General features: G+C 69.9%; 8 protein-coding genes. 2 read left to right on the plus strand and 6 right to left on the minus strand.

The features are described 5' to 3' along the window. Positions 1-59: 59 nt before the first annotated feature. From G6O69_RS32640 to G6O69_RS32660, 5 genes are all read right to left on the minus strand, one after another. Positions 60-1,661 carry a mechanosensitive ion channel domain-containing protein gene (locus tag G6O69_RS32640; RefSeq protein ID WP_172307381.1) on the minus strand — a complete coding sequence of 534 codons (1,602 nt, stop codon included), beginning with the start codon at positions 1,659-1,661 and terminating at the stop codon, positions 60-62. Positions 1,662-1,697: 36 nt separating this feature from the next. Continuing rightward, positions 1,698-3,119, minus strand: a complete 1,422-nt coding sequence (locus G6O69_RS32645) for a family 2B encapsulin nanocompartment shell protein (RefSeq protein ID WP_172307382.1) — start codon at positions 3,117-3,119, stop codon at positions 1,698-1,700. 20 nt (positions 3,120-3,139) lie between these two features. Continuing rightward, on the minus strand, positions 3,140-4,549 hold the full coding sequence (locus G6O69_RS32650) for a family 2B encapsulin nanocompartment shell protein (RefSeq protein ID WP_172307383.1): 1,410 nt from the start codon (positions 4,547-4,549) through the stop codon (positions 3,140-3,142). Between the two features lie 30 nt (positions 4,550-4,579). Further along, positions 4,580-6,865 (minus strand): germacradienol/geosmin synthase, encoded by a 2,286-nt coding sequence (locus G6O69_RS32655; RefSeq protein WP_255215937.1) that lies wholly within the window; start codon positions 6,863-6,865, stop codon positions 4,580-4,582. A 121-nt stretch (positions 6,866-6,986) separates the two neighbouring features. Next, positions 6,987-7,499, minus strand: a complete 513-nt coding sequence (locus G6O69_RS32660) for a LuxR C-terminal-related transcriptional regulator (protein WP_172307384.1) — start codon at positions 7,497-7,499, stop codon at positions 6,987-6,989. Between the two features lie 357 nt (positions 7,500-7,856). On the opposite strand from G6O69_RS32660, the gene G6O69_RS32665 reads away from it, so the two are divergent. Next, the gene (locus G6O69_RS32665; protein WP_172307385.1) at positions 7,857-8,831 is read left to right on the plus strand and encodes an NAD(P)-dependent alcohol dehydrogenase; all 975 of its coding nucleotides are present in this window, start codon (positions 7,857-7,859) and stop codon (positions 8,829-8,831) included. Between the two features lie 209 nt (positions 8,832-9,040). After that, positions 9,041-10,819 (plus strand): SLC13 family permease, encoded by a 1,779-nt coding sequence (locus G6O69_RS32670; protein WP_217909957.1) that lies wholly within the window; start codon positions 9,041-9,043, stop codon positions 10,817-10,819. Here the strand turns inward: G6O69_RS32670 and G6O69_RS32675 are convergent. Continuing rightward, the gene (locus G6O69_RS32675; RefSeq protein WP_172307387.1) at positions 10,816-11,913 is read right to left on the minus strand and encodes a sigma-70 family RNA polymerase sigma factor; all 1,098 of its coding nucleotides are present in this window, start codon (positions 11,911-11,913) and stop codon (positions 10,816-10,818) included. The two genes, G6O69_RS32670 and G6O69_RS32675, sit on opposite strands and share 4 nt — an antisense overlap. Positions 11,914-11,999 lie beyond the last annotated feature (86 nt).

The raw sequence follows: 11,999 nt of genomic DNA on the forward strand, positions 1-11,999 counted from the left end.
GGATTTCAAAATGTAAAGTAGAGACGACAGCGAAGCCCATCCGCGACAAGAAATGGCGCTCAGCCCGCGCTCTTCTCGAGCGCGACCACATGGCGCGCCCGCGGGGGCGAGACGCCGGCGGCGCCGAGGGCCGTGACCACCTCGAGGCGCAGCGCCTCGCTCATGTCCTCGTCTTGCCCCGGCCGAACCGGCGTCTGGATCTCCAGCCACACGCAGGTCTCGCGCAGCGCCTCGATGCGCAGCTCGCTGTCGCCGATGATGTCGGGGTAGCGCTCGCGGGTCGCCTCGAGGTGAGCCGCGAGCACCCCCAGCACCCGCGGGAGGTCCTCTTCGTAGGGCACGCCGACCTCGACGACCGCGTTGACGTAGCGCTGCGAGTGGCTCGCCACCTCGCGAATCTCGCCGTTGGGGATCGCGTGCAAGACCCCGTACTCGTCGCGGATCTTGGTCACGCGCACGCCGATATCCTCGACCACGCCGAGCACCTCGCCCACGCGCACGCGGTGGCCGACCAAGAACATGCCCTCGAAGAGGATGAAGAAGCCCGAGACCAGATCACCCACGATGGTCTGAGCGCCCAGGCCCACGGCGATGCCCATCAGCCCGGCCGCGGCGAGGATCGGCGAGGCGTCGAGGCCGAGCTCGCCCAGCGCCATGGAGATCGCCATGATGTAGATCGCGTAGCGGATCAAGCTGGTGGTGATCGGCGCGAGGGTCTGGCGCTGCTGCTGCTCGGCCTCGCTGGCGTCCGGCGAGGCCGCGAGCCACTCGTTGACCGCGACGCTACAGATCTCGATGATCACCCGGGCGACGTAGAGGATCCCGATCACCCGGATCACCGACGAGCCCAGCTCCGCGAGCGCGGTCCCGGGGGTGACCTCGCCGATCACGACCGTCGCGCAGCCCACGTAGACGAAGTACTCGACCACCCGCTTGGTCACGTTGGTCAGCTGGCTGAGGCGGCTGACGAAGCGCAGCGGGGTCTGGCGCTCCTCGAGCGAGCCCGAGAGCTCGAAGAGCACCTCGACGATCAGGTGGGCGGCGACGACCACCGCCCGGGCGAGCGCGCCCCCGATCACCACGTAGGCCACGGCGACGACCGGATCGCGGACAAAGGTGGACTCGCTGACGATATGAACCACCGCCACGACCGCGCCGAGGCCGAGACCGAGGCGGACCAACAGCTGCGTGCGCTCGAGAAAGGTGTCGAGCGCTTCGCGGCGCCCGCTGAGCAGCTCGAGTCCCGCGAGGCTGTCCACCGCCGCGGGGATCGCCCGACGCAGCACGCGGTTGAGCACCAGCACCGTCGCCAGCGCCAGCGCCAGCTTGCCCGCGACCCAAGCCGCCGCCACGGGATCGCTGAGCAGCCCGTCTTGGATCCAATGCACCAAGATCTGCGAGGCGTCGAGCTCGTACCAGCTTAGCAGCCCGGCCGCGATGACCAGGCTCAGGCCCACCAGCAGGCTGATCAGCACGACCACCCGGGAGGCCCAGGCCCCGCGCTGCTCGGCCACGCCCTCGCGCTCGTCGAAGCGCCGCAGCAGCGGGACGAGCACGCGCGAGCATGCGCGCGTGCCCACGAAGCCGAGCACGAAGGTCAGCGCCAGGGTCACCCCCAGCGCGATCGCGTTGTTGATGAAGACGTCCGCGCTCGCGCCCATCACCCCTCCTCAGCGCTTCCCCCTCGGCGCCTCGTCTCAGCGGCCGAGCTCGACGCCCTCGAGCACGCCGAGGGCGTCGGGGACCAAGACCGCGACCGAGTAGTAGGCGCTGACCAGGTACGACGCGATCGCCCGCTCGTCGATGCCCATGAAGCGGGCGTTGAGGCCGGGCTCGAGCTCGTCGGGGATCCCCGTCTGGTGCAGGCCGATCACTCCCTGGTCCGCCAGCCCGGTGCGCATCACGATGATCGAGCTGCGTCCGTGCGCGTCGATCGGGAGCTTGTCACAAGGTAAGAGCGGGACCCCTCGCCAGGCCTGGACCGCGGCGCCGTCGAGCGCCTCGATCTGCGGCTGAACCTTGCGCAGCGTGCACTGCCGACCAAAAGCAGCGATCGCCCGCGGGTGAGCCAGCAGCGCCCGCGGCTTGCGGCGGCGGCTCAGCAGCTCGTCGAGGTCGTCGGGCGTGGGCGGGCCCAGGCGCGTCTGCAGGCGCTGCTTGGGGTGGACCTTGGCCAGCAGCCCAAACTCGGGGTCGTTGATCAGCGCGTGCTCTTGGGCCTCGCGCAGCGCCTCGGCGACCAGGCGTAGCTGCTCGCCGAGCTGATCCATCGGCTCGCTGTAGAGATCCATCACCCGGGTGTGCACGCGGAGGATCGTCTGGGCCACGCTCAGCTCGTACTCCCGGGGGGCCCGCGCGTAGTCCACGAAGGTCCCGGGCAGCGCCGCCTCGCCGCGGTGCCCGGCCGAGAGCTCGACCGCCGCCTGGCCGTAGCGATCGACCTGCGCCCGCGGGCGCGCGCGCCGGGCCTCGACATGCTCGCGCAGCGACGCGTGCTCGACGATGAAGCGCTCGAGCACCCCGCGATCGATGCTCAGCACCACGCCGCGGGTGAGCGCCTGGGCGTCGAAGCCCCAGCGATCGCCGCCCGCCTCGCCGCCGCCGAGCAGCGCGCCCAGCCCCGGCGCGAGGTGGTCGCCCTCGCCGAGCACCCCCACCGAGGTCGGCTCGCCGTACTTGCCCGCGCGAAATTTCTCGAGCTTGCCCTCGGCGAGCAGGTGGATCGCGTCCGCCGGCGCGCCCGCCTCGACGAGCCGCTCGCCCGCCTTCAGCGAGCGCTGCTCGAACAGGCCCGCGAGGGCCTCGAGGACCGCCTCGTCCTCGAAGCCTCGCAGCAGCGCGAGCTCACCGAGCTCGCGGGGCACCACGCGCAGGCGCTCGCCCACGCTGGTGAAGCTCACCACGCCGTCGCCGACGGCGTAGGTCAGCCGCTGGTTGACGCGGAAGCTCCCGGCCGAGACCTCCTCCCAGGGGAGGACGCGGAGCAGCCAGCGGGGAGTGATCCCCTCCATCTGCGGTCGCGTCTTGGTGGTCTTGGACAGCTTGCGCGCGGCGGCTGTGCTGAGGCTCGTGCGCGACGACTCGCCGTCGCCCGATTGAATGATGGTCGAGTTCGTCATGCTTGTGCCTCGGGCTACTGCTAGCTGTGGCGACCGATCTCGGCGTTCTCGAGCACCGCGAGCGCGTCGGGGACGAGCACGGCGGCCGAGTAGTAGACGCTGACGAGGTACGAGAGGATCGCCTTGTCGTTGATGCCCATGAAGCGGACCGAGAGGCTCGGCTGATACTCGTCGGGGATCCCGGTCTGGTGCAGCCCGACCACGCCCTGCTTGTCCGCGCCCGTGCGCATCAGCAGGACCGAGCTCGTGCGCTGCTCGCTGATCGGGATCTTGCTGCACGGGAAGATCGGGATCCCGCGCCACGCCGGGACCTCGTGCCCGCCGACGTCCACGCCCTCGGGGTAGATCCCGCGCCGGTTACACTCCTGGCCGAAGGCCGCGATCGTCCGCGGGTGGGCCAGGAAGAAGCCCGGGTCCTTCCAGACCAGCGCGAGCAGCTCGTCGAAGTCGTCGGGGGTCGGCGGCCCGCTGCGGGTGTGGATCCGCTGGCTGAAGTCGGCGTTGTGCAGCAGGCCGATCTCGCGGCTGTTGATCAGCTCGTGCTCCTGGCGCTCGCGCAGCGCCTCGATCGTCAGGCGCAGCTGCTCCTCGGTCTGGTTCATCGGCTGGTTGTAGAGATCCGCCACCCGGGTGTGGATGCGCAGCACGGTCTGCGCGACGCTGAGCTCGTACTCCCGCGGCGCGAGCTCGTAGTCCACGAAGGTCCCCGGCAGCTGCTGCTCGCCGTGGTGACCGGCCGAGAGCTGGATCTCGGCCTCGCCGTCCTTGTCCCGCGGCTTGCTCGCTCGGGCCTTGAAGCGCTCGAGGTGGCGCTGGAGCGCCTCGCTCTGCGCGACGAGCTCCTCGAACACGCGCTGCTCGAGGGTCAGCACCGTGCAGGGCGTGACCGTGCGCGCGGTGAACTCCCACAGGTCGTTGTCCTCGAGGATCGCCTCGTAGCTGAAGTGATCGCCGTCGGCGAGCACGTCGAGCACGCTCTGATCCCCGTACTTGCCCTCGCCGATGCGCTCGACCTTGCCGTGGGCGATCAGGCAGATCGAGTCGGCGGGCTTGCCCGCCTCGACGATCACCACGCCGGCCGCGAGGTCCTTTTGCACGAAGCGCGCGGCCAGGGCCGCGAGCGTCTCGACGTCGTCGAAGCCGCGCAGCATCGGCAGCTCGGCGAGCTCCTGGGGGATCACCTGGACCTTGGCCCCGACGTTGGTGAAGGTCACGCGGCCGTCACCCACGGCGTAGGACAGCCGGCGGTTGACGCGGTAGACACCGCCCGAGACCTCCACCCAGGGCAGCAGCTTGAGCAGCCACCGCGAGGTGATGCCCTGCATCTGCGGCGGGGACTTGGTCGTCGTCGCCAGGTTGCGCGCCGCCGCGGTCGCGAGGCTCATCTGTTGTTGGGCGGCCTCGAGGGCCGACTTGTCTGCGTCTGTCATCTCTATCGGTCTCCACATCGCGGTCGCTGGCTAGAGCGACCGCTCGTCCTTGGTTGGGGGTCGAGTTGCATCGAGCCCGGGTCCGCGGCGCGTCCAAAACCGGACGGCCGAGGTCCCGAGCCCAGAAGGTCCATTGAACACGAAGGCGCGCTTGGGATCGCCGCGCAGCGCCGACTCCACGTAGCGCTCGGTGTCGCGGTGCCAGTCGAGGATCCCCGCGACCCAGTCCTGCAGACCCTCCACGTAGGCCGCCAGGTCCTCGCGCGCGCCCTCGTCGAGGCCGAAGAGCTCGGGCAAGACCGGCAGCTCCGTGGCGATGATGTGCTCGAACTGCTCGAGGCGCGCGGTCATCAGATCGCGGACCACGAGCACCGCCTGGGCCGAGTCCGTGGCCAGGAAGCGCCGGGCGACCAGCACCCCGTTGCACAGCTCGGACTCGAACTCGATCTCCTTTTGATAGGAGAACACGTCGTTGGTCAGGCAGGCGTAGTCCGCCGCCGAGTCCTCGAGCTCGCGCATCGAGCGGGTCCGAAACACCGCCAAGGGGATCCGCCGGCCCTTGGTCACCCGCGCCAGGTTCATGGTCAGATCGGAGCCGAAGGTCTTGCGGCGCATCTCCATGTAGTCGATGGGATCGGGGATCCGCCGCTGGATGCCCGCGAGCAGCTCCCACAGCCAGCTCTCGGTCATCGCCTCGACGCCGGCGCGGAACCACTTGCGCGCGAAGAGATCCATGGGCCGGGCGGTCCGCTGCCACAGCTCGGCCAGGCCGCGCTCGAGGGGGTTGAGCGCCGGCGGAGTCGGGCCGCAGTCGAGGGGCATGAAGGTCGAGAGCCGCTCGTTTTGCAGCTTGGCGCTGGTCAGGTCGCGGCTCAGGCCAAACACCCACGGGAAGTAGTCGTCGCCGTAGGTGCCCCAGGTCAGCCACGCCGACGAGACGTCGAGCTCGGGGCCCGAGGCGTCGGGATGGATCCGCGCGGCACAGTTGGCGAAGTCGAAGCCTGCGAGCTGCTCCTCGGTCCAGATCCCCGCCCCGGGCAGCCCGGGCAGCTCGTCGAGCATGCCCATCTCGCGGGCCCAGTCGATGCAGTGCTGGCGCGAGCGCGCGAGGTTCGAGTTCACCCGCGCGGTGTAGGGCATGTAGAACTCGGGCAGCGCGACCGGGCCGACGGGCTCGAAGGGCACGCTCTGATAGCTGGCCGCGCGCACCCGCAGGCCCAGGCGACCGGGCCGCAAGTTGGCGGCCGAGACCCCGAGCCCGGTGGGCCCGCCGAGCACCGCGCCCCCCTTGCCGGCCGCCTCGTTCATGTAGCGGCTCGACTGCATGTGCCAGGCGTGGCCGCCGGACTGCCAGTCTTGCAGGCCCGCGACATACTTGGCCACGGCCAGGCGGCCCGCGGGGTCGAGCTCGCGCTCCTCGAAGAGCAGCGGCAGTTCGACCAGCGCGGTGTTCTCGAACTGCTGCAGACGCGAGGTCAGCAGATCGTTGGTCAGCTCGGCCGCGCGCTGCGTGTCCACGCCCAAGAAGCGCTCGAAGACCAGCACGCAGTTGGCGTTCTCGCCCTCGTCTTGGACCTCGCGCTGGTAGGAGAACAGGTCGTTGCGCAGGTGGACCGCGTCGGAGAAGGTGTCGCGGAGCACGATCAGCGGGCGGCTGGCGGCGACCTCATCGGGGACCTCGGCCGCGACCGCGTGCTCGACGAGGTTGGCCGACCACGGCGCCCCGCCGACCTTGCGGCGCATCGCGATGTACTCGATCGGGTTGGCGATCCGGTCCTGACGGATGTTGGCCAGCTCCCACAGCGACTCGTCGAGCAGCGCCGTCGTGCTGTCCACGAAGCGCTTGCGCCACGCCAGCGACATGCTCGGCACGGTCCGCGCCCAGAGATCGACAAGCCCGCGCTCGACGGCGTTGGTCGGCTCCGGCGCGCGCTCCCCCACGTCCCCCCTGCTCCCGCTCAGGGGCATGAAGGCGGGCAAGCGCGCGAGGTAGGCCTCGGCGCCCTCGAAGTCGCGGGTGCGCTTGTAGACCTCGAGGAAGTGATCGTCGAAGAAGAACACCCACACGTACCAATCGGTCACGAGATCGAGCTCCTCGGCCGAGGCGTCCGGGTGGGTGTAAGCGCACAGCAGCGCGTAGTCGTGGGCGTCGAAGGTGGGCTCGTCCCAGATCGGCGAGCCCGTGGCCTGCTCGGTCTCACCGAGGATCCCGACCTCGTAGGCCCACGCCTTGGAGTGCGTCCGGGCCTGCTCCAGGTGAGGGTTCAGCCGCGCGGGATGTGGCACATAGAATTCTGGGAGGACGAAGGGATCCATGGCGACCTGCAGGAGGCTGGTAGCACCCGACCGCGGGGTTTGGACATTCAGCAATATGCCGATTGACAACGATGCAACATTATGACCGAGTGCCCACCCGCTTCTCCCGAGTACCACCTCGCTATCGTTTCGGGCCGTCACCATCCACAGGTATCGCGCGACTCATCTCGACGGCCGAGGACACGCCCATCTTGGCGAAGGCCCGCGCGCGCTGGAGCTGCACGGTGCTGCGCGTGGTCCCGAGCTCCGCGGCGACTTGCTTGTCGATCATCCCCCGCGCGAGCAGCTGACAGACCTCGCGCTCGCGCGTCGTCAGCGATGCCCAGCGCGCGCGGGCGCGGGCGCGGGCGAGCCGACGATCGAGCTCGAGGCGCGAGTGCTCGATCGCCTCGCGCAGGTCCGCGCTCGAGCTCGCCGCGGAGATCAGCGCCGCCAGGCCACGCGAGAGGATCGCGGCGGCATCGAGCACGTGCTGGTCGGCCGTCAGGATCACCAGCGGCAGGGCCCGCTCGCGCTCGCGCAGCGACTCTTGGAGCGCGCGTCGCTGCGCCCAGGGCAAGGCCGTAGCGAGCACGACGCAGCCGCGCTCGCGGCCCACCAGCGAGGAGAGCAACAGCTCGACGCTCGTGGACACCTGGACGCAAAAACCTTCGTGACACAGCGAGTCAGCGCGCGACTGGGCCGTGACGGGATCGTCGTCGACGAGGAATATTGTGTACGCGTCGTCCCGAGTGCCAGCGTCTTTGTGCCTAGTGTGAGATTCCCTCGATGACATGCGGGAGACTTGCCGCATGAGTCCCTGCTGGCTCAGCGGCCTCCCCCACGGCGGATCAATATGCACACGAGGAAACGCTCACCACCTCACCACCGCACATCGAAACCTTTCCAATTGACCATGTTTTTTCCGGCCGACCCCTCGGAAAATGTCACGCTATTTCCCGAACCCTCGCGTCAACTACGAAACAGGTGAGAGCTAAACTATATCCCCATCATGCGTGCAGTCATCTACAACCGCTACGGCGGCCCAGAGGTCCTCGAGCTCACCGAGCGCCCGCTGCCCGAGCCTTCGTCGACCGAGATACGCGTGCGGGTCCATGGCTCGTCGATCAACGCCGCCGACTACCGGATCTTGACCGCGACCCCCTTCCTGGCCCGCCTCCACAACGGCCTGCTCACCCCCAAGCGCAAGGTCCTGGGCTTCGACATCGCAGGCGAGGTCGACGCCGTCGGCGAAGCGGTGAGCGAGTACGCCGTGGGCGATCGCGTGTTCGGGAACACCTACGACGATCACTGGGGCGGCTGGGCCGAGTACACCTGCGTCTCGCCGCGCCGGGTCGCCCCCATGCCCGCCTCGATCGACTTCGAGCAGGCCGGCGCCCTCGCCCTCGCGGGGGTGACCGCGCTCCAGGGGGTGCGCGACTTCGCGGGCGTGCGCGACGGCCAGCGCGTGCTGATTCAGGGGGCCGGGGGCGGCGTGGGGACCTTCGCGGTCCAGCTCGCCAAGGCCTACGGCGCGCGGGTCACCGCGACCTGTGGCGCCGCCTCCCTCGCGCTCGTGCGCAGCCTCGGCGCCGACGAGGTCATCGACTACCGCGAGCAAGACGTGACCCGCCGCGGCGAGGTCTGGGATCGGATCATCGCGATCAACGGCAACCTCCCGCTCTCGGCCTACGCGCGCAGCCTCGCGCCCGGGGGCGTCTACGTGATGTGCGGCGGCGGCAACCGCCAGCTCTTCGAGGCCCTGCTCTTCGGCGGCCTGCGCTCGCGCGGCGGCCTGCGCTTCACGACCCTCGACATCGACGAGGCCAAGAAGGGCGCGGACCTCCGCGAGCTCGCGCGGATGATCGACGCCGGGCAGTTGCGCGTCGTGATCGACCGCAGCTACCCGCTCGCCGAGCTGCCCGCGGCCATGCGCTATGTGCTGGACGGACACGTCCAGGGCAAGGTCGCCATTCGCCTAGACTGATTGAGCGCGAAAACGAGGCGAGCGAGCAGCGCGAACGCGGACAGCTCGCGCCGCGCACGGCCTCGCGCATGCTCCAGCAAAGCGGCCCGCACACCGAGCCGCGCGCGGGCAGAGCACGCCGGCGTGGTCTCGCGAAGACCGCCGAGCCTCGCCTTCGACACGCTGGCCTCGGGCCCGGCGAGGGGCTACAAGCGCGAGCCAATGGCCACGTGGAGCACAGCATGAGCGTCGCGGCCTGGCTCTCCATCGCGATCGTCTCGGTCGTGTTTGGCTTGTTGGCCTTCACCCGCGTCGCCCCCTACCTCGTGCTCCTGGGCGGCATGACGGTGATGCTGGCGCTGGGCATCCTCGACCCAGCCACGGCGCTCGCGGGCTTCGCCAACCAGGGGATGATCACCGTCGGGGTGCTCTTCGTCGTCGCCGCCGGCCTCGACCAGACCGGCGTGCTCGCCTACCTGGTCCACCGCTTCCTCGGTCGCCCGCCGACCTTGTCGCGGGCCCAGGCCCGGCTGGTCATCCCCGTCGCCGCCGGCAGCGGGTTTTTGAACAACACCCCGGTCGTCGCCATGCTGACCCCGGTGGTCAAGGACTGGAGCCGCACGACCGGCTTCGCCGCCTCCAAGCTGCTGATCCCCCTGAGCTACGCGGCGATCCTCGGCGGCCTGTGCACGCTGATCGGCACGAGCACCAACTTGGTCATCAACGGCCTGCTCACCGACGCCGGCCATCCGCCCCTGTCGTTCTTCGACCCCGCCCGCGTCGGCTTGCCCTGCGCCGTGGTCGGCGTGCTCTTCATGCTCGTGTTCGGCCGACACCTGCTCCCCGATCGCGCGACCAAGAGCCCGGCCCAGCTCGACCCCCGCGAGTACACCGTCGAGATGCAGATCGCGCCCGGCGGGCTGCTCGCTGGCAAGACCGTCGAAGACGCCGGGCTGCGCAGCTTGCCGGGGCTGTTCTTGTCCGAGATCTATCGCGGCGACCACCTGATCCCCACCGTCGGCCCCCACGAGCTGCTCGAGGCCGGCGACCAGCTCGTGTTCGTCGGCGTGGTCGAGTCGGTCGTCGACCTCCAGCGGATCCCCGGGCTCGAGCCCGCGACCCGCCAGGTGTTCGAGCTCGACGGTCACCGAGTCGAGCGCAGCTTCGTCGAGGCGGTCGTGTCGCGGACCTCCCCGCTGGTCGGGCAGAGCATCCGCGAGGGCCGGTTCCGCGATCGCTTTGGCGCCGTCGTGCTCGCGGTCAACCGCAACGGCGCGCGGGTGCGCGGGCGCATCGGCGACATCAGGCTGCGACCCGGGGACGCGCTCTTGCTCGAGGCGACCCCGGCCTTCGTCAGCAACCACCGCAACTCCACGGACTTCTACCTGGTCAGCGAGCTCGACGCCCCGCCGCCCCCGGTCCACGAGCGCGCCCCCGCGGCCCTGGCGATCCTCGGGCTCATGGTCAGCGTCGCCGCCATCGGCCTGCTCTCGATGCTCGAGGCCGCCCTGCTCGCCGCCGGGATGATGCTCGTGACCCGCTGCTGCACCGAGGAGAGGGCGCTGCGCAGCGTCGACTGGCCGCTGCTCCTGGCGATCGCCGCCTCCTTCGCCCTCGGCCGCGGGCTCGAGGACTCGGGCGCCGCCGCGGCCATCGCAGGGGCCCTGCTCGCCCAGGCCGGAACCAACCCCTGGCTCGCGCTGGCGATCATCTACCTGGTGACGACCACGCTCTCCGAGCTGGTCACGAACAACGCCGCCGCGGTGATCGTTTTCCCCATCGCGCTGGCGACCGCCGAGACCCTCGGGGTCAGCCCCACGCCCTTCGTGATCGCGCTGATGGTCGCAGCGTCGGCGAGCTTCGCCACGCCGCTGGGCTACCAGACCAACCTCATGGTCTATGGCGCCGGGGGCTACCGCTTCGGCGACTTCGCGCGCATCGGCGTGCCCATGAACCTCGTGCTGTGGCTGACGACGACCCTCGTCACGCCCCTGGTCTGGCCGTTTTAGATCATCTCCTGCATCTGCCCGCGCATGCGGACCAGGGCCTTCTTCTCGATCTGCCGGATGCGCTCGCGCGAGAGGCAGTGCAGCTCGCCGATCTCGGCCAAGGTCATCGGCGGATCCCCGTCGAGGGCGAAGCGCTTGCGGATCACCGCGCCCTCGATGCCGGGCAGCTCGTCGACCAGGTCGAGCATCTCGCGCTCGACCACGGGCTTGTCGAGCAGGGCCTCGACGTCGACGGAGGTCTCGTCGGGCAAGTTGGCGCCTTCGGCCGGGAGCTCACCGCGCGCGAGCACGGAGCGACGGGCGTTGCGGACGGTCCTGACCGGCGCCTCTGCGGCCTGCGCGAGCTCGCGATCCGAGGGCGTGCGCCCGTGCTCGGCCACGAAGGCCGTCTCGAGTCGGCTCAGCTGCGAGCGCAGGCCGAGCACGTTGGCGGGCACGCGGATCGTCAGCCCGGTGTTGGCCACCGCCCGGGTGATGCCGTGCTTGATCCACCACGCCGCGTAGGTCGAGAAGCGGGTCCCGCGGGTCGGGTCGTAGCCGTCCACGGCCCGCAGCAGCCCCAAGGTGCCCTCCTGGATGAGGTCGGCGTGGGTCAAGAAAGGGTGGCGGTAGCGCTTGGCGATGCTCACCACCAGGCGCAGGTTGTTGGCCACGAAGCGCTGACGCGCCCGGCTCAGCTCCGAGACGGACCTGCGCAGAGCTCGCAGGTAGCCCTCGAAGACCCGGCTGTCCTTGGGCGGGCGACGGACGCAGAGCGAGGACTCCGCCTCCTCCTCGGAGGCCGCGATCGCCTCGATCGACTCGACCAGGCCGCGCAGGAGGTCCGACTCGTGGCGGTGGCGGCTCATGGCCTCGGCCACGGCGACCGCAGCCGCGTCATAGTCCGACCTCACCTTGCCGCGGCTGCGCCCCCTCAGGGCGACGGCAGCCGCCTCCAGGGCCACGAACTCGGCTTCGGGGAGCTCTTCGTCGGTTACGCGTAGCCACTCGACGATCGCCCCAGCAAAGGGGGGGTAGTCGAGAAGACAACGCCACGCCTCGCGGCGCAGGGTGACGAGCTTTTGCGCGCTGGCCAGCTCGTCTTTGGCGCTCATTGCTGGTGGGAAAGGCTTCATGCACTGACAGCATCCCGTTCCATGAAGGCAGAAACAAGAACTCTATTTCTTGTATCAAATTAGAA

Source organism: Pseudenhygromyxa sp. WMMC2535 (assembly GCF_011083025.2).

Coding starts and splice junctions, on each gene's coding strand:
- G6O69_RS32640 (WP_172307381.1), bottom strand. CDS start 1,661: ATGGGCGCGAGCGCGGACGTCTTCATCAACAACGCGATCGCGCTGGGG.
- G6O69_RS32645 (WP_172307382.1), bottom strand. CDS start 3,119: ATGACGAACTCGACCATCATTCAATCGGGCGACGGCGAGTCGTCGCGC.
- G6O69_RS32650 (WP_172307383.1), bottom strand. CDS start 4,549: ATGACAGACGCAGACAAGTCGGCCCTCGAGGCCGCCCAACAACAGATG.
- G6O69_RS32655 (WP_255215937.1), bottom strand. CDS start 6,865: ATGGATCCCTTCGTCCTCCCAGAATTCTATGTGCCACATCCCGCGCGG.
- G6O69_RS32665 (WP_172307385.1), top strand. CDS start 7,857: ATGCGTGCAGTCATCTACAACCGCTACGGCGGCCCAGAGGTCCTCGAG.
- G6O69_RS32675 (WP_172307387.1), bottom strand. CDS start 11,913: ATGAGCGCCAAAGACGAGCTGGCCAGCGCGCAAAAGCTCGTCACCCTG.